The following is a 24,462-nucleotide window of genomic DNA, read 5'->3' on the forward strand; positions in this document are numbered from 1 at the left end:
ACTCGCGGCGCCCCGCCCCTGTGTGAAGCCGTCGTGGAGCTCTTCCCCGCAGGCACGGCTGGGGCTGCCCCGTTCCGGTACCGACCGGTAGGGTGCGGGTCCATGGGTGGCGAGAGCACGACGCGTACGGCCCCGCGCAGCGGCGGCACAGGCAGGAGCCCGGCGGGCGGCAGGACGGGACAGAGGTTGTCCGGGCTGGCCGTGGCGCTCGGTCTGGTGCTGTTCCTCGGCGGATTCGCGTGGGCGGCGGTGGTCTACCGGCCGTACACCGTCCCCACCAGTTCCATGACGCCGACGATCGCCATGGGCGACCGGGTGCTCGCCCAGCGCGTCGACGGCGACGAGATCCGCCGCGGTGACGTCGTCGTCTTCTACGACAAGAGCTGGGTGTCGAACGCGCCGGTGGTCAAGCGCGTGGTGGCCGTCGGCGGCGACACGGTCTCCTGCTGTACACAGGGCAAGCTGACCGTCAACGGCAAGCCGATCGACGAGCCGTACCTGAAGGGCGGCGTCGCCGAGGACAAGACCATTCCGACGGTGAAGGTCCCCGAGGGCCGGCTGTTCCTGCTCGGCGACGAACGCCAGGGATCCCTCGACTCCAGCGCCCACCTCGACGACGCGGCCAAGGGCACGGTCGCCCGCGCCGATGTGACCGCCCGCGTCGACGCCGTGGTCTGGCCGATGAAGGGCATGCTGGAGCGCCCCACCGGCTTCGAGCAACTGGGCGCACTCTCCCAGCCGGGACCGCTGCGCACGATCGTCCTGCTGGTGGTCGCCGGAGCCGTCCTGGTCCTCGGCGGTGGCGCCTACGGTCCGATCGCCAAGCGTCTGGGCCGCTCCCGTGCCCGCACCCGGACGGAGCCGGCCGGTGCTCGCTGAGACCCAGGACGTGGACGGCGACGGGCTGCGCAAGGTGGCCCGGGTGGTCCTCCCCGACCCCGCGGACCGCATCCTGCTCCTCCACGGCCACGAGCCGGGCGATCCGGCCGACGACTGGTGGTTCACGCCCGGCGGCGGCCTGGAGGGCGACGAGAGCCGCGAGGAGGCCGCTCTGCGGGAACTCGCGGAGGAGACCGGCATCACCGAGGTCGAGCTCGGGCCGGTGCTGTGGCGGCGCCGGTGTTCCTTCCCGTTCGCGGGCCGCCGCTGGGACCAGGACGAGTGGTACTACCTGGCCCGTACGACCCAGACGGCGACCGCCGCGACGGCCCTGACGGAACTGGAGCGGCGCAGTGTCGCCGGAGCGCGCTGGTGGACGTGTCAGGAACTGGCCCGGGCACGTGAGACGGTGTATCCGACCAGACTCGCCGAGCTGCTGCGCACGCTGCTCGACGAAGGTCCTCCGGCCGGGCCCGTGACTCTGGACGCCGAAATCGTCTAGGGGCTCGCGGGACTGGCGCACAATGGGGGGACCGTACGGCTGAAGGGGAACATGCCATGAGCGCCGAGGACCTCGAGAAGTACGAGACCGAGATGGAGCTCAAGCTCTACCGGGAGTACCGCGATGTCGTCGGTCTGTTCAAATACGTGATCGAGACCGAGCGGCGCTTCTACCTCACCAATGACTACGAGATGCAGGTGCACTCGGTCCAGGGCGAGGTGTTTTTCGAGGTGACGATGGCCGATGCCTGGGTGTGGGACATGTACCGACCGGCCCGGTTCGTCAAGCAGGTCCGTGTCCTCACATTCAAGGACGTGAACATCGAGGAGCTGAACAAGAGCGACCTGGAGCTGCCCAGCGGGTGAGGACCGTCGGGAGCGGGCGGGGCGTGGCCGGGAGAACCACTCGTGTGAGTGACGGTGTTGTCCACAACCGGTGAGTAGCACACCAAGATCCATTCCGCCGGGCCGGATGCGTGACCGTTGGCGCCGGAGGTGGTGCCGACATGAGCAAGGCACGCAACGGACTGGGCAGGTACGGCGAGGACCTCGCCGCCCGCAGGCTCGCCGGATTCGGCATGACGGTCCTGGAGCGCAACTGGCGCTGCGGCAGGACCGGTGAGATCGACATCGTGGCCCGGGACGGGGACGTCCTGGTCGTCTGCGAGGTGAAGACCCGCAGGGCGGGCGTCTTCCAGCATCCGATGGCCGCGATCACACCGGAGAAGACCCAGCGGCTGCGCGCCCTGGCGGAACGCTGGGTCGCGGCCCACGGAGGAGCACCCCCGGGTGGCGTCCGCATCGACGTCGTCGGCGTCCTGTTGCCCCGGCGCGGCGCGCCCCGCGTCGAACACGTACGGGGGGCGGCCTGATGGGGTTCGCGCGTACGTGCTCCGTGGCCCTCGTCGGCGTCGAGGGCGTGGTCGTCGAGGTCCAGGCCGACCTCGAACCGGGCGTCGCCGCCTTCACCCTCGTGGGGCTGCCGGACAAGAGCCTGACCGAGAGCCGGGACCGGGTGCGGGCGGCTGTGGTCAACTCCGGCGCCGAGTGGCCGCAGAAGAAGCTCACCGTCGGACTCAGCCCGGCCTCCGTGCCCAAGGCCGGCAGCGGCTTCGACCTGGCCGTGGCCTGCGCGGTCCTCGGGGCCGCCGAGCGTATCGACCCCCGGGTGCTGGCCGACGTCGTGATGATCGGGGAACTCGGCCTGGACGGCCGGGTGCGGCCCGTGCGGGGCATCCTCCCGGCGGTACTGGCCGCCGCGGACGCCGGCTGTGAACAGGTCGTCGTGCCCGAGTGCGCGGCCGCCGAGGCCTCGCTGGTGCCCGGAATCTCCGTGCTCGGCGTCCGCAGCCTGGGCCAGCTGATCGCCGTACTGACCGACGAACCCGTGCCCGAGGAGGACCCGGACGAGCAGGGACGGCCCGACCCGCTCCTCGCCGGGCTGCGCGTGCCCGGAGCCGGCGCGGCCACCGGCATGCACACTGTCGGGGCCGCCGACCACGCGCACGACCTCTCCGACGTCGTCGGCCAGCTCTCCGCGCGCACGGCGGTGGAGGTCGCCGCGGCCGGCGGGCACCATCTGTTCCTGGAGGGACCGCCGGGCGCGGGCAAGACGATGCTCGCCGAGCGACTGCCCGGGATCCTGCCTCCACTCGACCGGCAGGAGTCCCTGGAGGTCACGGCCGTCCATTCGGTCGCCGGGCTGCTGCCACCGGGCAAGCCGCTCATCGACCTCGCCCCGTACTGCGCGCCGCACCACTCCGCGACGATGCAGGCACTCGTCGGCGGCGGGCCCGGCGTCGCCCGTCCAGGCGCGGCCTCCCTCGCCCACCGCGGCGTGCTCTTCCTGGACGAGACCCCCGAGTTCAGCAGCCACGCCCTCGACGCCCTGCGCCAGCCCCTGGAAGCCGGGCACGTGGTGATCGCCCGCAGCGCCGGGGTCGTGCGCTTCCCCGCGAGGTTCCTGATGGTGCTCGCGGCCAACCCGTGCCCCTGCGGCCGGTTCTCGCAGCGCGACAGCCTGTGCGAGTGCCCGCCCTCGGCCGTCCGGCGCTACCAGGCCCGGCTCTCCGGGCCGCTGCTCGACCGGGTGGACCTGCGCGTCGAGGTCGACCCGGTCACCCGGTCGGAGCTCACCCGCGCGGGCGCCCGGGGCGAGCCCACGGCGACGGTGGCCGACCGGGTGCGGGCCGCCCGTGAGCGCGCGGCGGCACGGCTGACGGGCACGCCCTGGCGGACCAACAGCGAGGTGCCGGGACGTGAACTGCGCAGCCGCTGGCACGCGGCGGCCGGTGCGCTGGACGAGGCCGAGCGCAACCTGGAGCGCGGCGTGCTCACGGCTCGCGGGCTCGACCGGGTCCTCCGGGTCGCCTGGACGGTGGCGGATCTCGTCGGCCGCGACCGCCCGGACGCCTCCGACGTCGCCCTGGCACTGCAACTGCGCACCGGAGTCCCCCGCGGCGTACCCATGACCATCGGGACCCTGGCATGAGCCCCCCGCAGGGCCCCGGCGGGGGCAGCGGGTGCGGCTGGAACCCCGGGCGCGACACGGACGCCGGGCGGTGCCCCGATGGCGGGTACGGCCCTGACGGCGGCCGCCCCGCGGATGGCGGGCGTGACCGTGACGGCCGACGCGACCCTGACGGCCGGAATGGCGCCGACGGCGGGCGTCGTCCCGGTGACGGGAGTGCTGCGGACGGCGGCTGTGGCCACGACGGGGTCGGTGGCCATGACGGCGTGGGTGGTCCGGACGGCCGGCCCGGCGTCTGCCGCGGGAGGGGTCCGGCCGGCGGGCGTGGCGACGATGACGGGCGTGAGCTGCTGGCGCGGGTCTTCCTCAGCCGGGTCGTGGAGCCGGGGGACCAGACGGCGGGACGGTGGGTGAGGGAGTCGGGGGCCGTGGCCGTGGCGCGGTGGCTGCGGGAGGGCGCGCCACGGCCGGCCGGGGTGTCGGACAGGCGGTGGGCCGGTCTGTGCGCGCGGGCCGCGCGGGCCGATCCCGAGCGGGACCTCGCCGTCGCCCGGGACGCCGGGGTGCGGTTCGTGCGCTCCGGCGACACCGAGTGGCCCACCCAGCTCGACGACCTGGGCGACGCCCGCCCCGTCGGCCTGTGGGTGCGCGGCCGTCCCAGTCTGCGGATGTGGGCACTGCGGTCGGTCGCCGTGGTCGGCGCCCGGGCCTGTACCGAGTACGGCGCCCACATGGCCGCCACGCTCGCCGGCGGGCTCGCCGAACGCGGCTGGGTGGTGGTGTCCGGGGGCGCCTACGGAGTCGACGGCGCCGCGCACCGCGGCGCACTCGGCAGCGGCGGCGCCACCGTCGCCGTCCTGGCCTGCGGCGTCGACCGGCCCTACCCCCGCGGTCACACCGAGCTGATCAACAGGATGGCCCAGCAGGGGCTGGTGGTCGGGGAACTGCCGCCCGGCGACCATCCGACGCCGAGCAGGTTCCTCGTCCGCAACAGAGTGATCGCTGCCCTTACGCGTGGCACCGTCGTCGTCGAGGCCGCTCACCGCAGCGGCTCCCTGGTCACCGCCCGCGCGGCACAGCGGCTGGGCCGCCACACCATGGGGGTCCCCGGCCCGGCCACCAGCGCGCTCTCCGCGGGCGTCCACGAACTGCTGCGCGGCGGGGCGGCACTGGTCAGCGACGCCGCGGAAGTCGTCGAGCTGGTGGGAGACATGGGTGAGCTGGCCCCGTACCGGCGCGGCCCCGTTCTCCCGCTCGACCTGCTCGAACCGGAGGCCCGGCAGGTCCTCGCCGCGCTCCCCGGGCGCGGCGCGGCGGACGCGGCCGAGGTCGCCCGTGGCGCCCGGACGACGCCGGACGACGCGATCGCGAGGCTGTACGAACTCCGATCGCTTGGCTACGTCGAACGACATGGCGACGGATGGAAGTTGACACGCCAGGCAATGATCTCGGTCCGGGCCGGCCGGCCGGGGTGCTGACCGAGCGTGTTCGACCGTCCGGGGGAAAGCCGACGCCTGCGTAAATTCCCGCAGTTGGGCGTTTCACCGGTCACCCAGGGTGACGCGGGTGACCCGGTGGAGCGCCTCGCGGAACGAATCTGCGCACGCCCCGCGCCCCGCCGTTCGCGCACCGCGACACTCCAGTCACGCTACGCTCACGTGGTTCCGATACAGAAACCCGATCCCCGACCCATACGACAACTCACCCAGGAAGCCGCACCCACGGCAGAACGGCACAAGGCGACGAATGCCCCAGCACACCTCCGGCTCCGACCGGGCGGAGATCCCCCCAGCCGTCCGTGACGGTGGCAGCGTGCGGCCGCCCGCTCCCTCGACGCTCGACGAGCTGTGGCGGTCGTACAAGGCGACGGGGGACGACCGGCTGCGTGAGCAGCTGATCCTGCACTACTCGCCCCTGGTGAAGTACGTGGCGGGGCGGGTGAGCGTCGGCCTGCCGCCCAATGTCGAGCAGGCCGACTTCGTGTCCTCGGGGGTCTTCGGGCTGATCGACGCGATCGAGAAGTTCGACATCGACCGGGAGATCAAGTTCGAGACCTACGCGATCACCCGGATCCGGGGCGCCATGATCGACGAACTGCGCGCGCTGGACTGGATCCCCCGCTCGGTGCGGCAGAAGGCGCGGAACGTCGAGCGGGCGTACGCCACGCTGGAGGCCCGGCTGCGCCGCACCCCGTCGGAGAGCGAGGTGGCTGCGGAGATGGGCATCGCGGTCGAAGAACTCCATGCCGTCTTCAGCCAGTTGTCGCTGGCCAACGTGGTGGCGCTGGAGGAGCTGCTGCATGTGGGCGGCGAGGGGGGCGACCGGCTGAGCCTCATGGACACGCTGGAGGACACCGCCGCCGACAACCCGGTCGAGGTGGCCGAGGACCGGGAGCTGCGGCGCTTCCTGGCCCGGGCGATCAACACCCTGCCCGACCGGGAGAAGACCGTCGTCACGCTGTACTACTACGAAGGCCTCACACTCGCCGAGATCGGCAACGTGCTCGGGGTGACCGAGAGCCGGGTCAGCCAGATCCACACCAAGTCGGTGCTGCAACTGCGCGCCAAGTTGGCGAGCTTCGGCCGCTGACCCGCCGCGACGGCTGACCGGACCCGGACCCGGCCGGCCGCACCTGACGCGCCGGGACCCGGACGGCCCCGGCCCGCAGGGGGCCTCCGTACAGTGGTCGACGTGCCAAGGATTCGAGCGGCCTCCGTGGCCGAGCACCGGTCGATGCAGCGAGCCGCCCTGCTGGACGCGGCCCGGACCCTGCTGTCCGACGGCGGGACGGAGGCCCTGACCTTCCCCGCCCTGGCCGAGCGGACGGGGCTGGCGCGGTCGTCGGTGTACGAGTACTTCCGGTCACGGGCCGCCGTGGTCGAGGAGCTGTGCGCGGTCGACTTCCCCGTGTGGGCCGCCGAGGTCTCAACGGCGATGGCCGCGGCCGACGGGCCGGAGGCCAAGGTCGAGGCGTACGTCCGCAAGCAGCTGGAACTCGTCGGTGACCGGCGCCACCGGGCCGTGGTGGCGATTTCGGCGAGCGAGCTGGACGCGGGGGCGCGGGAGAAGATCCGCGCCGCGCACGGCGAGCTCATCGCGATGATCGTCGAGACCTTGGCGGAGCTGGGGCACGGGCAGCCGCGGCTGGCGGCGATGCTGCTGCAGGGAGTGGTGGACGCGGCCGTGCGGAGGATCGAGCTGGGGGCCGCGGAGGAGCCCTCGGTCGTGGCGGAGGCCGCGGTGTCCATGGCGCTGCGGGGGGTCCGCCCCTGAGCTGCGGCTCGCCGCGCCCGCGTGGTCACAGCACCAGGCCCCGTCGTCGAATCCCCGCCTGCCTGGCGGCGACAGAACCTAGAGGGCGGGCACCCCCAGTACCGGCAGCAGCCTCGCCGGGGCCGGGTTCAGCAGCCAGGGCGGCAGGAGCAACAGCGGGTTCAGGTACGTCTGCGCTCTCAGCAGGCCCCAGTGCAGGCATCCCGCCGCGCAGTGCGGGGTGCGGCCCGGCGCCGTCCGCTCGATCGTGCCGAGCACCTCGCCGGCATCCACCTCGTCGCCCTTCCGCACCGCGGCGCGCACCGGTTCGTAGGTCGTCCGCAGGGCAGGGGTGCCCGTACCCGCCAGCTCCACCGACACCACACCGCGTCCGGCCACCGGGCCCGCGAAGGACACCCGGCCGTCGGCCACCGCCCGTACCGGAGTGCCCGGTGGGGCCGCCAGGTCCACTCCCCGGTGCCCGGCACCGTACTCCGTCGCCGGCGGCTCCCAGCCGCGCAGCACCGGCGGACGGACCCCCACCGGCCAGAAGCGGCCCACCGCCGGCACCGGCCCGTCCGCCGTCGGCCGGCCCGCCACCCTGGACCTGTCTGCCGCCCCGGCCCGGTCCGCCGGCCCCGACCCCTCCAGCGGCGCCGACCCGTCCCCAGCCACCGGACTGGAGACCCCCGCTGCCACCCGCCCAGCATCCTCCGGCGGAGCCAGGGCACCGCCCCCGCTCGCCCATGCCGCCGCCACCGGGGCCACCGTCGCCACCGCCGCCACCAGGACCACCACCGTCCGAAGCGCCGGCCCGAGCCGGACGCCCACGCACCGCACCCCGCCCATTGCCCCGCCCATCGCGCTGCTCCTCGCCCCGCCCGTTGCCCCGCCACTTGCGAACACGGCTCCACGGTCCCGCACCCTGCCGCACCCCGCCGGAACCTGTGGACAAGTGGGCGGTTGTGGACAACTCACCGGTTGTCGGCGGCGGCGTCACCCGACGCCTCCCGGGTCCCGTACACTTCTGGTGGCGATCCGGGTCACCGGGTCGACTTCGCACGCCCCGACACTCCGGCCGGCAACGGCCGGTGTCAGCGCCCCTCGGTCCTTCGTGGCACGGCGCGCCGCGGGCGTCAGGCGCGGAAGCCGTCCGGCATCCGCGGCACAACCGAGAAACTCAAGGAGAGTACGGCCATGGCCGTCGTCACGATGCGGGAGCTGCTGGAGAGCGGCGTCCACTTCGGTCACCAGACCCGCCGTTGGAACCCGAAGATGAAGCGCTTCATCTTCACCGAGCGCAACGGCATCTACATCATCGACCTGCTCCAGTCGCTGTCGTACATCGACCGCGCCTACGAGTTCGTCAAGGAGACCGTGGCCCACGGCGGCACGGTCATGTTCGTCGGCACGAAGAAGCAGGCGCAGGAGGCCATCGCCGAGCAGGCCACCCGCGTCGGCATGCCCTACGTCAACCAGCGCTGGCTGGGCGGCATGCTCACCAACTTCTCGACCGTCTACAAGCGCCTGCAGCGCCTGAAGGAACTCGAGCAGATCGACTTCGAGGACGTGGCCGCCTCCGGCCTCACCAAGAAGGAGCTGCTGGTTCTCTCCCGCGAGAAGGCCAAGCTGGAGAAGACCCTCGGCGGTATCCGCGAGATGCAGAAGGTGCCCAGCGCCGTCTGGATCGTGGACACCAAGAAGGAGCACATCGCGGTCGGCGAGGCCCGGAAGCTCAACATCCCGGTCGTGGCCATCCTCGACACCAACTGCGACCCCGACGAGGTCGACTACAAGATCCCGGGCAACGACGACGCGATCCGCTCCGTCACCCTGCTCACCCGTGTGATCGCCGACGCCGTCGCCGAGGGCCTCATCGCCCGCTCCGGCGTGGCCGCCGGTGACAAGGGTGAGAAGGCCGCGGGCGAGCCGCTCGCCGAGTGGGAGCGCGACCTGCTCGCGGGTGAGAAGAAGGCCGAAGAGGCTCCGGCCGCCGAGGCCGAGAAGCCGGCCGAGGCCGCCGCTGCCGAGGCTCCGGCCGCCGAGGGCGAGCAGCAGGCCTGACCCGTCAAGTCAGCGTTGACGGCGGGAGCGGTGCATGAAGTCCGCTCCCGCCGTTCACCCGTAGGTCAGCGGCGCGTCGGCGGGCCCGGTTCGACAAGCGAGAGGCTCCCTGAGGGGGCACGGGTCCCGCGGACCCCCTGATCTTCGATCTTCCAGACTTCGAGAAAGATTCACAGACTCATGGCGAACTACACCGCCGCCGACGTCAAGAAGCTCCGTGAGCTCACCGGCGCCGGCATGATGGACTGCAAGAAGGCGCTGGACGAGGCCGAGGGCAACGTCGAGAAGGCCGTCGAGGCGCTGCGCATCAAGGGCCAGAAGGGCGTCGCCAAGCGCGAGGGCCGCTCCGCCGAGAACGGCGCCGTGGTCTCGATCATCGCCGACGACAACTCCTCCGGTGTCCTCGTCGAGCTGAAGTGCGAGACGGACTTCGTCGCCAAGGGCGACAAGTTCCAGGGCGTCGCCAAGGCCATCGCCGAGCACATCGCCAAGACGTCCCCCGCGGACATCGAGGCGCTGCTCGCCTCCGAGATCGAGCCCGGCAAGACCGTCCAGGCGTTCGTGGACGAGGCCAACGCCAACCTGGGCGAGAAGATCGTCCTGGACCGTTTCGCGCAGTTCGCGGACGGCTTCGTCACCGCCTACATGCACCGCACGATGCCCGACCTGCCCCCGCAGATCGGTGTTCTCGTCGAGTTCGACAAGCCGAACGTCGAGGTCGCCAAGGGCGTCGCTCAGCACATCGCCGCCTTCGCGCCGAAGTACCTCTCCAAGGACGAGGTGCCGGCCGAGGTCGTCGAGTCCGAGCGTCGCATCGCCGAGGAGACCACCCGCGCCGAGGGCAAGCCCGAGGCCGCGATCGCCAAGATCGTCGAGGGTCGTCTCAACGGCTTCTTCAAGGACGCCACCCTGCTCGGCCAGCCCTACGCGCTGGACAACAAGAAGTCGGTCCAGAAGGTTCTGGACGAGGCCGGTGTCACCCTGAAGCGCTTCACGCGCATCAAGGTCGGCATCTGAGTCCGAAGTCCGTACCGCGACGGACACCCGGCCCTATAGGGTCGACAGCAGTCGTCCACGTCGCCCGCGGGTAACACCACGCACCCGCGCGTGACGCACGACAGCAGATCTGACGAGGAGGCCATTGCCGCTGCATGGGATGCGAAACACGCCCCACCGGCAATGGCCTTCTTCGCATGTGCACCACGTAACAGAGGCGGGATCTCCATGACCACCAAGGCCCAGAAGAGCGACGACGGCAAAGTGACCGGCCGGTTTCTGCTGAAGCTGTCCGGAGAGGCATTCTCCGGCGGCGGGGGCCTGGGCGTCGACCCGGACGTGGTGCACGCCATCGCCCGCGAGATCGCGGCCGTCGTACGGGACGGCGCGCAGATCGCGGTCGTGATCGGTGGTGGCAACTTCTTCCGCGGCGCCGAACTCCAGCAGCGTGGCATGGACCGCGCCCGCTCGGACTACATGGGCATGCTCGGCACCGTGATGAACTGCCTCGCGCTGCAGGACTTCCTGGAGAAGGAAGGCATCCAGTCGCGGGTGCAGACCGCCATCACCATGGGCCAGGTCGCCGAGCCCTACATCCCGCTGCGCGCCGTGCGCCACCTGGAGAAGGGCCGCGTGGTCATCTTCGGCGCCGGTATGGGCATGCCGTACTTCTCCACCGACACCACCGCCGCCCAGCGCGCCCTGGAGATCGACGCCGAGGCGCTGCTCATGGGCAAGAACGGCGTGGACGGGGTGTACGACTCCGACCCGAAGAGCAACCCGGACGCCGTCAAGTTCGACTCCCTCGGCTACGGCGAGGTCATCACGCGCGACCTCAAGGTCGCCGACGCCACGGCGATCACGCTGTGCCGAGACAACAAGCTCCCGATCCTCGTCTTCGAGCTTCTCGCGGAGGGCAATATCGCCCGGGCCGTCAAGGGTGAGAAGATCGGCACACTGGTGGGTGACCACGGCAGCCGGGACTGACCGGCAACACCGACGGACCCTGACCGGGGGATGGACAATGTTCCGCCGGTCGGGAACCGTGCAGGAAGAAGACGCGACGCAGCCGGCCGACGGCCCCGACGAGGAACCGCAGCCGGTTCCACTCAAGACACGCAGGAGCAAGTGGTGATCGAAGAGACCCTCCTCGAGGCCGAGGAGAAGATGGAGAAGGCCGTCGTGGTCGCCAAGGAGGACTTCGCCGCGATCCGCACCGGCCGTGCGCACCCGGCGATGTTCAACAAGATCGTGGCCGACTACTACGGCGCGCCGACGCCGATCAACCAGCTGGCTTCGTTCTCCGTGCCGGAGCCGCGGATGGCGGTCGTGACCCCGTTCGACAAGAGCGCGCTGCGCAACATCGAGCAGGCGATCCGGGACTCCGACCTGGGCGTCAACCCGAGCAACGACGGCAACATCATCCGAGTGGTGTTCCCCGAGCTCACCGAGGAGCGCCGGCGCGAGTACATCAAGGTCGCCAAGGGCAAGGGCGAGGACGCCAAGGTGTCCATCCGCTCCGTGCGCCGCAAGGCCAAGGACGCCATCGACAAGCTGATCAAGGACGGCGAGGTCGGCGAGGACGAGGGCCGCCGTGCGGAGAAGGAGCTCGACGACACCACCGCGAAGTACGTCGCGCAGGTGGACGAGCTCCTGAAGCACAAGGAGTCGGAGCTGCTCGAGGTCTGATGAACGACTCTTCCTGGGGAGCGCCGCCGCAAGCCGGATACTGGGAGCCCACGGACCGGTCACCCGCCCAGGGACCCGTCCCGGGGGCCGCCCCGGCGGACCCCGCGTACGGTGCGCAGGGCGCCCAGCAGACCCGCCCCATGCCCATCGTGCCCGAGGTGCCCGCTCACGGCGGAATCCAGGAGGACGACCGGGGGGCCGCCTGGACGGGCGGCCCCTTGTTCCGCGACGAGGTGCCGCGGCCGCAGCCGTACGGCACGCCGCACACACAGCCGCACCCGCAGCAGTCCTACGACGCACAGCCGCACCCGCGACAGCCCCATGACCCGCAGCCGGGGATGTACGACCCACAGCGGGGAACCTACGACCCGCAGTACCAGGCCCCACAGCCCCGGCCCCACGACACGCCGCAGACGCCGCCCGCCCACGCGACGGCACAGCAGAATCCGGAGCCCATGCCCGACGCCCAGCAACCGGCGCCCGCCCCGCAGAAGAAGAGCGCGGGCCGTGATCTGGGCGCTGCCATAGGAGTCGGCCTCGGGCTCGGCGTGGTGATCATTGCCTCGCTGTTCATCGTCAAGGCCGTGTTCGTCGGCGTGATCGCGGTCGCGGTCGTGGTCGGCCTGTGGGAGCTCACCAAGCGGCTGGAGGAGCGCAAGGGCATCAAGGCTCCGCTGGTGCCGCTGGCGGTGGGCGGCGCCGCGATGGTGGTCGCCGGGTACGTCCGCGACGCCGAGGGCGCCTGGGTGGCGATGGCACTGACCACCCTCGCGGTTCTGGTCTGGCGGATGACACAACCGCCGGAGGGCTATCTGAAGGACGTCACGGCCGGCGTCTTCGCGGCCTTCTACGTGCCGTTCCTCGCCACCTTCGTGGCGATGATGCTCACCGCGGACGACGGCCCGTTCCGCGTTCTGACCTTCCTGATCCTCACGGTGGTCAGCGACACGGGCGCGTACGCCGTCGGCTGGCGCTTCGGCAAGCACAAACTCGCCCCGCGCATCAGCCCCGGCAAGACCCGTGAAGGTCTGTTCGGCGCGGTCGCCTTCGCGATGGTGGCGGGGGCACTGTGCACACAGTTCCTGATCGACGACGGTGCCTGGTGGCAGGGCCTCGTCCTCGGTCTCGCCGTCGCCGCCAGCGCCACCCTCGGCGACCTCGGGGAATCCATGATCAAGCGCGATCTGGGCATCAAGGACATGGGCACCCTGCTCCCGGGTCACGGCGGCATCATGGACCGCCTGGACTCCCTCCTGCCGACGGCCCCGGTGGTGTGGCTGCTCCTGGTCCTCTTCGTCGGCGGCTGACGAACCCGCCTCCCCTCGGGCGGGACCTGGCGCTGGGGTTCCGCCCAGCGGCCGGGCACGGTTGCCGAAGGACGGCGCAGGCCGGCCGCCGTGCGAGCCCTTCGTCCTTCAGGCTTCGGCGTAGTTCCGGGTCTGAGGGAAGGGGTGCCACTGCGAGAGCATGATGGTCGCGTCGTCGTCGAGGCCGCCGCCGTGGTGTTCCAGGATCGTGTGGATCAGGCGGCGCAGGACTTCGGGTGTGGGGTCGCCGGCGGCTATGGCGCGGATGATGAAGTCGGCGAAGCGCTTCTCGCCGAAACGGGTGCCGCTCGGCGAGCGGGCTTCGGTGACACCGTCGGTGTACAGCAGCACGCTGTCGCCGGGCTCCATCTGGAAGCGCCACACCTGGCGGTCGCTGTCGGGTTCCATGTCGCCCAGGCCGAGCGGGGGCGCCGGGTCCCGGTTCAGTGCGTCGTGCAGCACGTCCGGGCCGCGGATGAGCAAGGGCGTCGGATGCCCGCAGTTGACCCACTCGAGGCTGCCGGTGCCGGTCTGCAGATTCGCCAGGACTCCGGTGACGTACCGGTCGGGAAAGACTTCGTGCACCGCTTCGTCGATGATCGCCGCCATCCTCTCCAAGCCCGCGCCCGCACGGCGAGCCGAGCGGCAGGCGGCGAGAGCCACGGAGGTCACCAGGCCGGCCGCCAGATCGTGGCCCATGGAATCGAAGATGCCGAGGTGAACCGTGTGATCACGGGTGGTGTGCTCGAAGGCGTCGCCGCCGAGATCGTAGGCGGGCTCCAGTACGGCGCTGGAGGTGAACCTCTCCGTACCGATGGTCCGCGGGGCGAGGAAGGCCCAGACCAGCTCCGACGGGATCTGCATGGCGGCGACGCGCTGACGCGCGATGTAGGAGTCGCTGTATGAGCCCTTGTCGACCATGATCAGAGCGATCAAGGAGACCAGAGACCGGCACGTCTCCACCGTCGTGGCATCGAACACGGGGGCGTGAATGGCCACGACCCCCAATCGCTCCACTCCGTCCAGCAGAGGCAGCCACAGGACCAGCCCCCGACCCATGGTGTCCTCGGCGATGCGGGGCGAGGCCGTGCGGTACGCCCACCCGGCGAGCGTCCCGTCGATGGGCACGTTGCGCGGCGCCTCGATCCGCGAGTCCGGCACCGACACCAGCACCTTCTGCTGGAGGTCCGCGAGATAGATGGTCAGGTGGTCGATCTGCAGCGACTCGTACTCGTGCCGTAACACCTCGGGCAGGTCGGTGGGCGCCACGGTCGCGTACCCGCGCAGCAGCCGAAGCACCGCTTGGGCCCGTTCAGGCATCGAACTCACCAGCTTCCCCGCCGGGTCCACCTGCTCTCCCCACGCTACGCGTGATGCCCGCCGCGGCTACCTGAGCCGGCGCCGCGGTGAGGGGCTCAACGCCTCCTGGCGACCGGCATCGACCCGGACACCGGAGAGCCCACCCGGTACGCAGGGGCCGTTCGTGGACGGCGGCCTTTTCTTGATCCAGACGGTACAAAGCCTCCGCGAGGCGTTCGGCGAAGGCTTGGATGTCGGATACCGGGCGCTTGCTCAGTGCCGCAGCAAGACTTCGGCAACCAGCTTCATCGGCCTTGCCATCCAGAATGCCTATCAACGCCCAGAAGTCGGCCCAGCTCATCGTCGTGGCGAAGAGCGTACGACCCAGTGCGCTGGGCCCCTCCGGGCCGTCAAGGCGCTCAACGACGGCCAACACTGACGCGCGCCCTGAACGCCGAAGGCCCAGGCAAGGGTTCTTCCCTCTCCCTGGGCCTTCAGCCGCTCCTGGTACGGGTTCAAGCCTGCGGCAGCGCACTCAGTGCTTGAATGAACCCTTGGCCTGTTCCTTCGCGCCCCGCATCTTGCCTCGTGCTTCGAGAGCGGCGCCTTTCGCAGCGAGGGTTTCTTTGTGCATCGCGTGGGCCGCCGTCCGCACGGTCTTTCCGACGATCTGTTCGGCCTTTGCCTTGGCCCGTTCTCCGGCGCTCATCTCGATACCTCCGTGGTCTCACTGACCGTGTGCCCGCTGAGGCATGGTGTGAAGCCACCCTTGTGGGACACGCCGGCGGGACCGGCCGAGGTCCCACGGGCTCGACGGGGAAGGGTGCCGGATCCGCTCCCACCTGGATGATCGCTTCGATGCCTTCGTGGCGGCGGCACATGTCGCCATGGACGGCCTGCTGTCGCACGGAGAGACACTCGCAGGTCACCCAAGTCGATCTGCGACACTGGTACGACCATGCCCAAGCCCGGAGAACTCACTTTCGTCGCCCCGCGCGGAGCCAAGAAGCCGCCGCGGCACCTTGCCGATCTCTCGCCCGCCGAGCGCAAGGAGGCCGTGGCCGCGATCGGTGAGAAGCCGTTTCGTGCCAAGCAGCTCTCGCAGCACTACTTCGCGCGGTACGCGCACGACCCGGAGCAGTGGACCGACATCCCGGCCGGATCGCGGGCCAAGCTGCGCGAGGCGCTGCTGCCGGAGCTGATGACCGTCGTGCGGCATCTGTCGACGGACCAGGGGACGACCCGCAAGACGCTGTGGCGGCTGTTCGACGGCACGCTCGTGGAGTCCGTGCTGATGCGTTACCCGGACCGGGTCACCATGTGCATCAGCTCGCAGGCAGGGTGCGGGATGAACTGCCCGTTCTGCGCCACCGGACAGGCCGGGCTGGACCGGAACCTGTCGACCGCCGAGATCGTGCACCAGATCGTGGACGGCATGCGGGCCCTGCGGGACGGCGAGGTCCCCGGGGGGCCGGCGCGGCTGTCGAACATCGTCTTCATGGGCATGGGCGAGCCCCTCGCCAACTACAACCGTGTGATCCGTGCCATCCGCGCGCTCACCGACCCCGAGCCGGACGGGGTGGGGCTCTCGCAGCGCGGGATCACCGTCTCCACGGTGGGGCTGGTCCCGGCGATCCACCGGTTCGCCGACGAGGGCCTGAAGTGCCGGCTCGCCATCTCCCTGCACGCCCCCGACGACGAACTGCGCGACACCCTCGTTCCCGTGAACACGCGGTGGAAGGTGCGAGAGGTGCTGGACGCCGGCTTCGAGTACAGCGCGAAGTCCGGGCGCCGGCTGTCCATCGAGTACGCGCTGATCCGGGACATCAACGACCAGGCATGGCGCGGCGACCGGCTCGGCCGCCTCCTCAAGGGCAAGCCGGTGCACGTCAATCTGATCCCGCTCAACCCGACCCCCGGCTCCAAGTGGACCGCCTCACGCCCCGAGGACGAGAAGGCGTTCGTCGAGGCGATCTCGGCACACGGGGTGCCGGTGACCGTCCGGGACACCCGTGGTCAGGAAATCGACGGGGCGTGCGGTCAGCTGGCGGCCACCGAGAGGTAGCCGGAGGGTTGGCCGGCCGACGACCGGGTGGTGTTCGGGCGGCGGCCGGGCGGTAGTCTGTGGCCGTTCACATCTTCATATTCCGACAGGGGAGCGCCACAGCGCTGAGAGTGCGGCACCGGCCGCAGACCCTCTGAACCTCGCCCAGGTCATTCTGGGTAGGAAGTTCGGTCATCACTCGAGCTGTTGCGCCCTGCCCGGCATCCTCGCGGATCCCGGGCAGGGCCGCGTCTCTTCCTGGCCAACCCCCAGGAGGACATCCAGTGCACACCAAGACGTTCGTCGCCGCGGCGGTCGGACTCGCCCTCGTCACGCTGTCCGCGTGCGAGTCGACCGATGGCAAAGGGTCGACCGACGCCGCGGACTCCAAGACCGTGACCCTCGTCAGCCACGACTCGTGGGCCGCCTCCAAGAGCGTCGTGTCCGCCTTCGAGAAGAGCTCCGGATACACCGTCAAGGTCCTCAAGGACGGCGACGCCGGCCAGGCCGTCAACAAGGCCATCCTCACCAAGGACAACCCGCAGGGCGACGTCTTCTTCGGCGTCGACAACACGCTGCTCTCCCGCGCCCTCGACAACGGCCTGTTCCAGCCGTACCGGCCCAAGGGCTCCGACCTGGTGCTGCCCGCCTACCGGACCGACGAGGCCGAGCACCGGGTCACGCCGATCGACACCGGCGACATCTGCGTCAACTACGACAAGAAGTACTTCGCCGACCACAAGCTGGCCCCGCCGGCCTCCTTCGACGACCTGATCAAGCCGCAGTACAAGAACCTGCTCGTCACCGAGAACGCCGCCACCTCCTCGCCCGGTCTCGGCTTCCTGCTCGGCAGCGCCGCCAAGTACGGTGACGACGGCTGGCAGGACTACTGGAAGAAGCTCAAGGCCAACGGCGTGAAGGTCGTCGACGGCTGGGAGCAGGCCTACAACCAGGAGTTCTCCGGATCCGCGGGCGGCAAGAAGGCCAAGGGCGACCGGCCGCTCGTCGTCTCCTACGCCTCCTCGCCGCCCGCCGAGGTGATCTACGCCGACCCCCGGCCGAAGACCGCGCCGACCGGGGTGGCGTACGGCACCTGCTTCCGGCAGATCGAGTACGCGGGACTGCTCAGCAACGCCCGGAACCCCAAGGGCGGCAAGGCGTTCCTCGACTTTCTGCTCACCAAGCGGTTCCAGGACGACATGCCGCTGAACATGTTCGTCTACCCGGTGACCAACGGCTCCGAGGTGCCCGCGGAGTTCAGGCGGTACGGTGCCCAGGCCAAGGACCCGGAGACCCTGTCCCCGGACAAGATCGCCGCCGAGCGTGACCAGTGGGTCAAGTCGTGGACCTCGCTCGTACTGAAGTAGCCGGCGGCAAGGAGCGCACGGTCAGCCGCAGGGGGAACGCGGCGCGGCTCGGCCTGATGGCCGTGCCCGTCGCGTTCTTCGCGGTCTTCTTCGCCTATCCCGTCGCCGCGATCGTCCGGCGCGGTCTGAAGGACGGGGGAACCTGGCACGTCGGGCGGATCGTGGACGTGCTCGGACAGCCGGACATCCGGCACGTGCTGTGGTTCACCACCTGGCAGGCGCTCGCCTCGACCGCGCTCACCCTGCTGGTCGCGCTGCCCGGGGCCTACGTCCTCGCCCGCCTCGACTTTCCCGGCCGCCAGGTCCTGCGGGCCGTGGTCACCGTGCCGTTCGTGCTGCCCACCGTCGTCGTCGGCACCGCCTTCCTCGCCCTGGTCGGGCGCGGAGGGCTGCTCGACCAGCTGTGGGGGCTGCGGCTGGACACCACCGTGTGGGCGATCCTGCTGGCCCACGTCTTCTTCAACTACGCGGTCGTCGTACGGACGGTGGGCGGGCTGTGGGCTCAACTCGACCCGCGGCAGGAGGAGGCCGCCCGGATGCTGGGCGCCTCGCCGCTGACGGCCTGGCGCAAGGTCACCCTGCCCGCCCTGGCCCCGGCCCTCGCCGCCGCCGCGCTCATGGTCTTCCTGTTCACCTTCACCTCCTTCGGCGTGGTGCAGATCCTCGGCGGCCCCACCTTCTCCACCCTGGAGGTGGAGATCTACCGGCAGACCTCCGAGATCTTCGACCTCTCCACCGCGGCCGTGCTGACCATCGTCCAGTTCCTTGCGGTGGGCGCGATCCTCGCCGCGCACGCCTGGACCGTACGGCACCGGGAGACCGCTCTGAAGCTGGTCGACGCCTCGCTCACCGCCCGCCGTCCGCGCGGCGCGGGCCAGTGGACGCTGCTGGCCGCCGTCCTCGCCACGATCGCCCTGCTCCTCCTGCTGCCGCTCGCCGTGCTGGTGCAGCGCTCGCTCACCGCACCCGGCTTCGGTTACTACCGGGCGCTGACCGACGCCGACGGCGGCACCTTCCTGGTCGCGCCGATCCAAGCCATCGGCGCCTCCCTGTCCTACGCCGCCGCCGCGACCGCGATCGCCGTGGTCGTGGGCGGCCTCGCCGCCGCCGCGCTCGCCCGGCGCGACGCCGGCCGGATCGTGCGCGGTTTCGACGCGCTGCTGATGCTGCCGCTCGGGGTGTCGGCGGTGACGGTCGGCTTCGGCTTCCTGATCGCACTGGACGAACCGCCGCTCGACCTCAGACAGTCCTGGATCCTGGTCCCGCTCGCGCAGGCCCTGGTCGGCGCGCCCTTCGTGGTGCGGACCATGCTGCCGGTGCTGCGCGCGGTGGACGTACGGCTGCGGGAGGCGGCGGCCGTGCTGGGGGCGTCGCCGTGGCGGGTGTGGCGGGAGGTCGACCTGCCGATGGTACGCCGGGCGCTGCTGGTCGCCGCCGGGTTCGCCTTCGCGGTGTCACTGGGGGAGTTCGGCGCGACCGTGTTCATCGCCCGGCCGGACAACCCGACCCTGCCGGTCGCCGTGGCCCGGCTGCTGTCGCGGCCCGGCGACCTCAACTACGGGCAGGCGATGGCCCTGTCGACGATTCTCATGGTGGTGTGCGCGGTGGCGCTGCTGGTCCTCGAACGGCTGCGCACCGACCGGAGCGGGGAGTTCTAGATGCTGCTGGGCCTGCAGGCCGCGACCGTCCGCTTCGGCGGGCGGGCCGCGCTCGACGCCGTCGATCTCGCGGTCGCCGAACACGAGATCGTGTGTGTGCTCGGACCCAGCGGCAGCGGCAAGTCGACGCTGCTGCGGGCGGTGGCCGGACTGCAGCCGCTGGACTCCGGGCGGGTGCTGCTCGACGGTCGGGACCGGACAGGGGTGCCGGCGCACCGGCGCGAGGTCGGCCTGATGTTCCAGGACCACCAGCTCTTCCCGCAGCGGGACGTCGCCGGGAACGTCGGCTTCGGACTGCGGATGCGCCGCGCGTCGAAGAGCGAACGGGCCGCCCGGGTGGAGGAGTTGCTGGAGCTGGTCGGGCTGCCGGGGGCCGGGGCCCGGGCGGTGGCCGCGCTCTCCGGCGGTGAGCAGCAGCGGGTGGCCCTCGCCCGCGCACTCGCGCCCCGGCCCCGGTTGCTGATGCTCGACGAACCCCTCGGCCAGCTCGACCGCTCCCTGCGCGAACGCCTCGTCGTGGAACTGCGGGAGCTGTTCGGGCGGTTGGGCACCACCGTGCTGGCCGTCACCCATGACCAGGGCGAGGCGTTCGCGCTCGCCGACCGGGTGGTGGTGATGCGGGAGGGCCGGATCGCCCAGTCCGGTACGCCCCTTGAGGTGTGGCAGCGGCCCGCGGACGCCTTCGTGGCCCGCTTCCTCGGCTTCGAGAACGTCGTCGAGGCCAGGGTCGAGCGGCAGTTGGCGGTCACGCCGTGGGGCAAGGTGCCGGTGCCCGGGGACGCCCCGCAGGGCGCCCGCACCCTCGTCGTACGGCCCGCCGGTATCCGTCTCGTCCCCGCCGACGAGGGCCTGCGTTGCCGGGTCACCGCGCGCGCCTTCAAGGGCACCCACGTGGCCGTGCACCTCCAGCCGGTGGACGCGCCGCGGCTGGAGGCGGCCTGCCCGCTGCGGTCGGCACCGGAGGTCGGGACCGAGGTCGGGGTGGAGTTCGACCCGGCCGACGTCGTCGTGCTCGGCTGATCGCACGGCCCGCGGGAACGCCTGTGGCCCGCCCCCGGGTTCGGGGACGGGCCACGGGTGGCGTACGGACGTACGGAGACGTCCGGGGCCGTAGGGAGGCGCGTCAGCGCTGGCCGTTGGCTCCACGACGGCGCAGGCCGAAGAAGACCGCGCCGCCGCCGACGACGACCAGGGCGGCCGCGATGCCGGCGATCAGGCCGGTGTTGGAGTTCGCACCGGTCTCGGCGAGGTTGGAGTCACCGACGGCGGGCGAGGGAGCGTTGCTCACGGCGCCCGCGGGGGCGGTGCTGCTCTCGGACTCGGACGGCGTCGGAGTCGCCGTGCCGGGCTTGGACGGCGTCGCCGATGCCGACGGGGTCGGGGTGGCCGGCTTCGACGGGGTGGCCGGTGCGCTCGGCGTGGCCGGCGCACAGGCCGTGGACGGGGTGGTCAGGTTGGGGCTGATGTCCTCGTCGACCAGGTTCTTTCCGGCCTTGACGTGGATGCGGTAGACGGCGTTCGGCTGCCAGTCCTCGGCGAAGGTGACGGTGGTGCCCCGGGCGGAGCCCTTGACCGACTGTTCGCCGATCTTCTTCGCGTCGGCGCCGTTGTTCTCGAGGAACACGGTGACGACCGCCGGGGTGCCGGACCGGTCCTTGTCGGTGACGACGATGACGCCCTTGCCACCGGAGCACGTGGCTTCGGCGGAGAACTCGCTGATGTTGCACGCGAGTGCGGTGCCTGCGGCGCCGACCGCGAGCGCGGCGGCCGAGGCGGCGACGCCCAGGACGCGCACGGAACGTGCGGTACGGCGGGACAGTGATATGGACAAGATGGCCTTGGCCCTTCACGGGATGCGCGACTGAGGGGGGTGAAGGGGGCGTCGGGCGACCACGGACGACGCGGCTGCCCCAGCACCCCCAGGAGGCTCTCAGGTCTATAAGCGCTCCGTCGGAACTGTCAACGCATATGCCCGGCAGGGGCGTTGGCTTTACCTATTTGTTAACCACCCGCACGTTTGAACGTGTTGAGCCGTCCCGGCGTCGCGCCGCCCCGCCTCAGCCCCGCACCGCCGCTCCGCCTCAGCCCTGCACCGCCGCCGGGTCCATCCACATGACCTCCCAGGTGTGCCCGTCGAGGTCGTCGAAGGCGCGGCCGTACATGTGGCCGTAGTCCTGGGTCTCGCCGCTCACGGTGCCACCGGCGGCGACGGCCTTGTCGACCAGCTCGTCGACCTTCTCGCGGCTCTCGGCGCTCAGACAGATCAGCACCTCGCTGGTCTTCGTGGCGTCCGCGATCTCCTTCTTGGTGAAGTCGGCGTAGCGCTGCTTGCTGAGCAGCATCGCGACGATCGTGTCGCTGATGACGACGCACGAGCAGTCGTCGGTGGAGAACTGCGGGTTGATCGTGTAGCCGAGCTCGGTGAAGAACTTCCGGGACGCGGCCACGTCGTCGGTCGCCAGGTTCAGGAAGATCATCTGCTGGTACATGGTGGGTCTCTCCCGTCGGTGTGCACCGGCACGTCGTTCGTGCCGTTCGGTGGGGTAGACCGGGGTCGGAGGCGGAACTCATCGCCGACGAGAAATCTTTTTTCCGCGCGTGGCGGTCCGCATTCGTCAGCGACTGAGCGGCCCAGTGGTTCAGCGGGTCAGCGGCAGTGCGGCGAGGTCGGCGATCAGGAAGGTCAGCGGGGCGAAGACGGCCAGCAGCGCGCCGGCGCGCAGGACCGCTGCGGAGCGCAGCGTCGTGGCGGGCGCGCCGAGCCGCAGCAGGGCGGCGGTGACGTCGGCGCGGGCCTGCCGCGCCTCCACGGCCGCGGTGAGCAGGGTCGCCAAAGCACAGCCGGCCACGAGCAGCGTCCCCAGGACGGTCAGCGGACCCATGACGGGCGTGCTGCCCTCGTAGAGGACGCCCATGGCGTACGTCCCGGACGCCACCGCGCACACCACGCCCAGTGGGCGGCCGATGCGGCCCGCCTCCTCCATCAGGATCCGGCCGGCCAGCAGACGCACGGGCCCGGGCCCGGCCGTCTGGAGCAGCCGGCCGCACAGGTGGGTGATGCCGGGGCCGGCGAGGGCGAGGCCGAGAGCGGTCAGCAGCCAGCCGACGAGCACCGCCGTGGAGTCGGCGGCGAGGCCGCCGGGAAGCGCCGTGGTGGAGGCTCGGGAGGGGTTCGGGGTGCGGCCGGCGTAGGCCTCGACGGCGAGGCCGGCGGCCAGTACGGCGATGCCCCAGGGCAGGCCGGTGGGGGGCCGGCGCGGTGGCAGCGGGCGCTGCGGGTCGGGATCCGGAGCGTCGGGTGCCTGGTCGTCCCCGGGCACGGGGCCGTCCTCGAGGAGGACCTCGGACGGGGCGCCGGTCCGATCGGCCGGAGAGCCGGCCGCGTCCACCGTCACCAGGACCCTGCGGGCCGGCTCCGCGGTGCCCTTCTTCGCCTCCCGGGCCCGGGCCGCGGGCTTGGTCTCCCGGGGCCTCAGGGCCAGTGCCACCGCCGCGGACGCCAGCGCCGGCACGACCGCGAGCAGGAGCAGGGTCCCCGGCACGGGCAGGGGGTCCTTCGCGGCGAGGAAGTGCGAGGCGGCGCCGCCGAAGGGCAGGTCGGCGAGGCCGTCGCGCAGATGGAGGAAGATCAGCAGCGCGAGCAGGGCGCCGAACGAGCAGGTCAGTGCGGTCGTGGCCGCCGAGACGGCCATCAGGCGGCCGGGTCCGAGGCCGAGGGCCGACAGAGCGCTGCGCGGCCGGGTGCCGGGGTCGGTGCGGGCCACCGCGACCGCCAGCTGGGTCGTGGCGGCCAGGGGCACCGCGCACCAGGACAGGCGCAGCAGCGCGGCGGACGGGTCGCCGGGGTGACGGAGGGCGTAGGCGAGGCTGCACAGCAACAGGAAGCCGGTGCCCGCCGAGGCCGTCGCCACGGTCAGGCGGCGCAGCTGGACGGCCGGGTGGGCGACGCGGGTCAGACGGAGAGCGAGCACGCGGCCCGGCCTTCCGTCGTGTCGCCGACGGGGGGCAGATGCACGGTCTTCACGCACCGTCCGTCCAGCAGAGCCACCGTGCGGTCGGCGAGGGCCGCGGTCTCCGGGTCGTGCGTGGCCAGGACGACCGTGATGCCGTGCGAGCGGGACGCCGTGGTGAGCGTGCGCAGCACATGGGCGCGGTCGGCCCGGTGCAGCGGGGCCGTGGGCTCGTCGGCGAAGAGCACGGTCGGCGCGGGGGCGAGGGCACGGGCGAGGCAGACGCGCTGCCGCTCGGCCTGGCGCAGTTGGTACGGCCGTCTGCGGGCCAGCTCGCCGACGTCCAGGCGCTCCAGCCACTCCAGGGCGGCCACCTTGGCGCGGCGCCGGCTGGTGCCGCGGAGCATCAGCGGCAGGGCGGTGTTCTCCCAGACGTTCAGCTCGGGTACGAGCACGGGGGCGGGGTCGATCCAGCCGAACCGGTCCCGGCGCAGCCGTTCGCGGGCCAGCGGCCCGAGGGTGTGCACGGGGGCGCTGTTGAACCACACCTCGCCCTGGCGCACCCGCACCATGCCGGACAGACAGCGCAGCAGGGTCGTCTTGCCGCTGCCGCTCGGTCCGGCGACGGCGAGGATCTCTCCCTGCCGGACGCCGAGCGAGACGCCGCCGAGCGCGGGTGAGCCGTCGCTGTGGGTGTAGTGCAGGGCGCGTGCCCAGAGAACGTCGTTGTCCGGCGAGTCGTCCATGGGTGTGCACCTCGGTTCTGATCGGGATTGCCGCGCCTTGTCCCCCGTATGGGCGAACGAGCGCAGAGATTCAAGGTCACGGTGCCGGTTCGGCGTACGGTGATCGATGGACAGCGCGTTGCGAGAACCAAGCACGCGTTGCCTCCTAGGCGTTTTTGCCACCCGGGCTGGTCTCAACCCGGCTGGTGCTGATCGCGGCAGACTCGGTCGTTCGCCGAACGACCGAGCAGCGTGAGCCAG

The 24,462-nt window shown here is 71.5% G+C and carries 25 protein-coding genes; 17 read left to right on the forward strand and 8 right to left on the reverse strand.

Features of this window, described 5'->3' with window-relative positions:
- Positions 1 to 102: 102 nt before the first annotated feature.
- The 8 genes from lepB (at position 103) to ACWDUZ_RS23220 (ending at position 7,123) form a co-directional block, all read left to right on the forward strand.
- Complete coding sequence (lepB, locus tag ACWDUZ_RS23185; protein ID WP_451633694.1) at positions 103 to 879, forward strand: signal peptidase I; 777 nt, start codon at positions 103 to 105, stop codon at positions 877 to 879.
- Complete coding sequence (locus ACWDUZ_RS23190) at positions 869 to 1,381, forward strand: NUDIX hydrolase (protein ID WP_451633695.1); 513 nt, start codon at positions 869 to 871, stop codon at positions 1,379 to 1,381. The genes lepB and ACWDUZ_RS23190 overlap by 11 nt, the downstream gene beginning before the upstream one ends.
- Before the next feature lie 56 nt (positions 1,382 to 1,437).
- Complete coding sequence (locus ACWDUZ_RS23195) at positions 1,438 to 1,746, forward strand: DUF2469 domain-containing protein (protein ID WP_018544766.1); 309 nt, start codon at positions 1,438 to 1,440, stop codon at positions 1,744 to 1,746.
- 110 nt (positions 1,747 to 1,856) lie between these two features.
- On the forward strand, positions 1,857 to 2,252 hold the full coding sequence (locus ACWDUZ_RS23200; protein WP_451633696.1) for a YraN family protein: 396 nt from the start codon (positions 1,857 to 1,859) through the stop codon (positions 2,250 to 2,252).
- On the forward strand, positions 2,252 to 3,871 hold the full coding sequence (locus tag ACWDUZ_RS23205) for a YifB family Mg chelatase-like AAA ATPase (protein ID WP_451633697.1): 1,620 nt from the start codon (positions 2,252 to 2,254) through the stop codon (positions 3,869 to 3,871). The genes ACWDUZ_RS23200 and ACWDUZ_RS23205 overlap by 1 nt, the downstream gene beginning before the upstream one ends.
- A gap of 326 nt (positions 3,872 to 4,197) precedes the next feature.
- Positions 4,198 to 5,328, forward strand: a complete 1,131-nt coding sequence (gene dprA, locus ACWDUZ_RS23210; RefSeq protein WP_451633760.1) for a DNA-processing protein DprA — start codon at positions 4,198 to 4,200, stop codon at positions 5,326 to 5,328.
- A 268-nt stretch (positions 5,329 to 5,596) separates the two neighbouring features.
- Positions 5,597 to 6,439 carry an RNA polymerase sigma factor WhiG gene (gene whiG, locus ACWDUZ_RS23215; protein ID WP_451633698.1) on the forward strand — a complete coding sequence of 281 codons (843 nt, stop codon included), beginning with the start codon at positions 5,597 to 5,599 and terminating at the stop codon, positions 6,437 to 6,439.
- 126 nt (positions 6,440 to 6,565) lie between these two features.
- Entirely contained in the window at positions 6,566 to 7,123 is a 558-nt protein-coding gene (locus ACWDUZ_RS23220) for a TetR/AcrR family transcriptional regulator (RefSeq protein WP_451633761.1), read from the forward strand.
- Positions 7,124 to 7,201: 78 nt separating this feature from the next.
- Here ACWDUZ_RS23220 and ACWDUZ_RS23225 read toward each other — a convergent pair whose 3' ends face one another.
- The gene (locus ACWDUZ_RS23225) at positions 7,202 to 7,963 is read right to left on the reverse strand and encodes a murein hydrolase activator EnvC family protein (protein WP_451633699.1); all 762 of its coding nucleotides are present in this window, start codon (positions 7,961 to 7,963) and stop codon (positions 7,202 to 7,204) included.
- A 336-nt stretch (positions 7,964 to 8,299) separates the two neighbouring features.
- On the opposite strand from ACWDUZ_RS23225, the gene rpsB reads away from it, so the two are divergent.
- The 5 genes from rpsB to ACWDUZ_RS23250 all read left to right on the forward strand — a co-directional run bounded on the left by rpsB (position 8,300) and on the right by ACWDUZ_RS23250 (position 13,158).
- Positions 8,300 to 9,166 carry a 30S ribosomal protein S2 gene (rpsB, locus tag ACWDUZ_RS23230; protein WP_451633700.1) on the forward strand — a complete coding sequence of 289 codons (867 nt, stop codon included), beginning with the start codon at positions 8,300 to 8,302 and terminating at the stop codon, positions 9,164 to 9,166.
- Positions 9,167 to 9,346: 180 nt separating this feature from the next.
- The gene (gene tsf, locus ACWDUZ_RS23235; RefSeq protein WP_451633701.1) at positions 9,347 to 10,183 is read left to right on the forward strand and encodes a translation elongation factor Ts; all 837 of its coding nucleotides are present in this window, start codon (positions 9,347 to 9,349) and stop codon (positions 10,181 to 10,183) included.
- A gap of 207 nt (positions 10,184 to 10,390) precedes the next feature.
- Positions 10,391 to 11,149 (forward strand): UMP kinase, encoded by a 759-nt coding sequence (gene pyrH / locus ACWDUZ_RS23240; protein WP_451633702.1) that lies wholly within the window; start codon positions 10,391 to 10,393, stop codon positions 11,147 to 11,149.
- Between the two features lie 144 nt (positions 11,150 to 11,293).
- On the forward strand, positions 11,294 to 11,851 hold the full coding sequence (gene frr, locus ACWDUZ_RS23245) for a ribosome recycling factor (RefSeq protein WP_030168208.1): 558 nt from the start codon (positions 11,294 to 11,296) through the stop codon (positions 11,849 to 11,851).
- The gene (locus ACWDUZ_RS23250; protein ID WP_451633703.1) at positions 11,851 to 13,158 is read left to right on the forward strand and encodes a phosphatidate cytidylyltransferase; all 1,308 of its coding nucleotides are present in this window, start codon (positions 11,851 to 11,853) and stop codon (positions 13,156 to 13,158) included. Before frr ends, ACWDUZ_RS23250 begins: the two co-directional genes overlap by 1 nt.
- Positions 13,159 to 13,266: 108 nt before the next feature.
- Here ACWDUZ_RS23250 and ACWDUZ_RS23255 read toward each other — a convergent pair whose 3' ends face one another.
- From ACWDUZ_RS23255 to ACWDUZ_RS23265, 3 genes are all read right to left on the reverse strand, one after another.
- Positions 13,267 to 14,478 carry a PP2C family protein-serine/threonine phosphatase gene (locus ACWDUZ_RS23255; RefSeq protein ID WP_451633704.1) on the reverse strand — a complete coding sequence of 404 codons (1,212 nt, stop codon included), beginning with the start codon at positions 14,476 to 14,478 and terminating at the stop codon, positions 13,267 to 13,269.
- Positions 14,471 to 14,818, reverse strand: a complete 348-nt coding sequence (locus tag ACWDUZ_RS23260) for a DUF4240 domain-containing protein (protein WP_451633705.1) — start codon at positions 14,816 to 14,818, stop codon at positions 14,471 to 14,473. Before ACWDUZ_RS23260 ends, ACWDUZ_RS23255 begins: the two co-directional genes overlap by 8 nt.
- Positions 14,819 to 14,992: 174 nt before the next feature.
- Positions 14,993 to 15,166: a hypothetical protein gene (locus ACWDUZ_RS23265; RefSeq protein ID WP_451633706.1), complete on the reverse strand. Its 174-nt coding sequence runs from the start codon at positions 15,164 to 15,166 to the stop codon at positions 14,993 to 14,995.
- A 249-nt stretch (positions 15,167 to 15,415) separates the two neighbouring features.
- Here ACWDUZ_RS23265 and rlmN point away from each other — a divergent pair, with 249 nt between their 5' ends.
- The 4 genes from rlmN to ACWDUZ_RS23285 all read left to right on the forward strand — a co-directional run bounded on the left by rlmN (position 15,416) and on the right by ACWDUZ_RS23285 (position 20,546).
- Complete coding sequence (gene rlmN / locus ACWDUZ_RS23270) at positions 15,416 to 16,522, forward strand: 23S rRNA (adenine(2503)-C(2))-methyltransferase RlmN (protein WP_451633707.1); 1,107 nt, start codon at positions 15,416 to 15,418, stop codon at positions 16,520 to 16,522.
- 263 nt (positions 16,523 to 16,785) lie between these two features.
- Positions 16,786 to 17,868, forward strand: coding sequence for a thiamine ABC transporter substrate-binding protein (locus ACWDUZ_RS23275; protein WP_451633708.1), 1,083 nt, complete (start codon positions 16,786 to 16,788; stop codon positions 17,866 to 17,868).
- Between the two features lie 56 nt (positions 17,869 to 17,924).
- Complete coding sequence (locus ACWDUZ_RS23280; RefSeq protein WP_451633762.1) at positions 17,925 to 19,526, forward strand: ABC transporter permease; 1,602 nt, start codon at positions 17,925 to 17,927, stop codon at positions 19,524 to 19,526.
- A complete protein-coding gene (locus tag ACWDUZ_RS23285; protein WP_451633709.1) occupies positions 19,527 to 20,546 on the forward strand; it encodes an ABC transporter ATP-binding protein in 1,020 nt (339 codons plus the stop codon).
- Positions 20,547 to 20,649: 103 nt separating this feature from the next.
- Here ACWDUZ_RS23285 and ACWDUZ_RS23290 read toward each other — a convergent pair whose 3' ends face one another.
- The 4 genes from ACWDUZ_RS23290 to ACWDUZ_RS23305 all read right to left on the reverse strand — a co-directional run bounded on the left by ACWDUZ_RS23290 (position 20,650) and on the right by ACWDUZ_RS23305 (position 24,222).
- Positions 20,650 to 21,351 (reverse strand): LAETG motif-containing sortase-dependent surface protein, encoded by a 702-nt coding sequence (locus ACWDUZ_RS23290; RefSeq protein WP_451633763.1) that lies wholly within the window; start codon positions 21,349 to 21,351, stop codon positions 20,650 to 20,652.
- A 256-nt stretch (positions 21,352 to 21,607) separates the two neighbouring features.
- Positions 21,608 to 22,015 (reverse strand): VOC family protein, encoded by a 408-nt coding sequence (locus ACWDUZ_RS23295; protein ID WP_451633710.1) that lies wholly within the window; start codon positions 22,013 to 22,015, stop codon positions 21,608 to 21,610.
- Between the two features lie 150 nt (positions 22,016 to 22,165).
- A complete protein-coding gene (locus tag ACWDUZ_RS23300) occupies positions 22,166 to 23,497 on the reverse strand; it encodes a hypothetical protein (protein WP_451633711.1) in 1,332 nt (443 codons plus the stop codon).
- Positions 23,479 to 24,222 (reverse strand): ABC transporter ATP-binding protein, encoded by a 744-nt coding sequence (locus ACWDUZ_RS23305; RefSeq protein ID WP_451633712.1) that lies wholly within the window; start codon positions 24,220 to 24,222, stop codon positions 23,479 to 23,481. Before ACWDUZ_RS23305 ends, ACWDUZ_RS23300 begins: the two co-directional genes overlap by 19 nt.
- Positions 24,223 to 24,462 lie beyond the last annotated feature (240 nt).

The sequence above is a fragment of the Streptomyces sp. NPDC003393 genome (assembly GCF_053589015.1).

Excerpts from the sequence above, each read along its gene's own strand:
- lepB (WP_451633694.1), top strand. The coding sequence starts at position 103 with ATGGGTGGCGAGAGCACGACGCGTACGGCCCCGCGCAGCGGCGGCACA.
- ACWDUZ_RS23195 (WP_018544766.1), top strand. The coding sequence starts at position 1,438 with ATGAGCGCCGAGGACCTCGAGAAGTACGAGACCGAGATGGAGCTCAAG.
- ACWDUZ_RS23205 (WP_451633697.1), top strand. The coding sequence starts at position 2,252 with ATGGGGTTCGCGCGTACGTGCTCCGTGGCCCTCGTCGGCGTCGAGGGC.
- whiG (WP_451633698.1), top strand. The coding sequence starts at position 5,597 with ATGCCCCAGCACACCTCCGGCTCCGACCGGGCGGAGATCCCCCCAGCC.
- ACWDUZ_RS23225 (WP_451633699.1), bottom strand. The coding sequence starts at position 7,963 with ATGGGCGGGGCAATGGGCGGGGTGCGGTGCGTGGGCGTCCGGCTCGGG.
- rpsB (WP_451633700.1), top strand. The coding sequence starts at position 8,300 with ATGGCCGTCGTCACGATGCGGGAGCTGCTGGAGAGCGGCGTCCACTTC.
- tsf (WP_451633701.1), top strand. The coding sequence starts at position 9,347 with ATGGCGAACTACACCGCCGCCGACGTCAAGAAGCTCCGTGAGCTCACC.
- pyrH (WP_451633702.1), top strand. The coding sequence starts at position 10,391 with ATGACCACCAAGGCCCAGAAGAGCGACGACGGCAAAGTGACCGGCCGG.
- ACWDUZ_RS23250 (WP_451633703.1), top strand. The coding sequence starts at position 11,851 with ATGAACGACTCTTCCTGGGGAGCGCCGCCGCAAGCCGGATACTGGGAG.
- ACWDUZ_RS23255 (WP_451633704.1), bottom strand. The coding sequence starts at position 14,478 with ATGCCTGAACGGGCCCAAGCGGTGCTTCGGCTGCTGCGCGGGTACGCG.
- ACWDUZ_RS23260 (WP_451633705.1), bottom strand. The coding sequence starts at position 14,818 with ATGAGCTGGGCCGACTTCTGGGCGTTGATAGGCATTCTGGATGGCAAG.
- ACWDUZ_RS23265 (WP_451633706.1), bottom strand. The coding sequence starts at position 15,166 with ATGAGCGCCGGAGAACGGGCCAAGGCAAAGGCCGAACAGATCGTCGGA.
- rlmN (WP_451633707.1), top strand. The coding sequence starts at position 15,416 with ATGCCCAAGCCCGGAGAACTCACTTTCGTCGCCCCGCGCGGAGCCAAG.
- ACWDUZ_RS23280 (WP_451633762.1), top strand. The coding sequence starts at position 17,925 with ATGGCCGTGCCCGTCGCGTTCTTCGCGGTCTTCTTCGCCTATCCCGTC.
- ACWDUZ_RS23285 (WP_451633709.1), top strand. The coding sequence starts at position 19,527 with ATGCTGCTGGGCCTGCAGGCCGCGACCGTCCGCTTCGGCGGGCGGGCC.
- ACWDUZ_RS23295 (WP_451633710.1), bottom strand. The coding sequence starts at position 22,015 with ATGTACCAGCAGATGATCTTCCTGAACCTGGCGACCGACGACGTGGCC.
- ACWDUZ_RS23305 (WP_451633712.1), bottom strand. The coding sequence starts at position 24,222 with ATGGACGACTCGCCGGACAACGACGTTCTCTGGGCACGCGCCCTGCAC.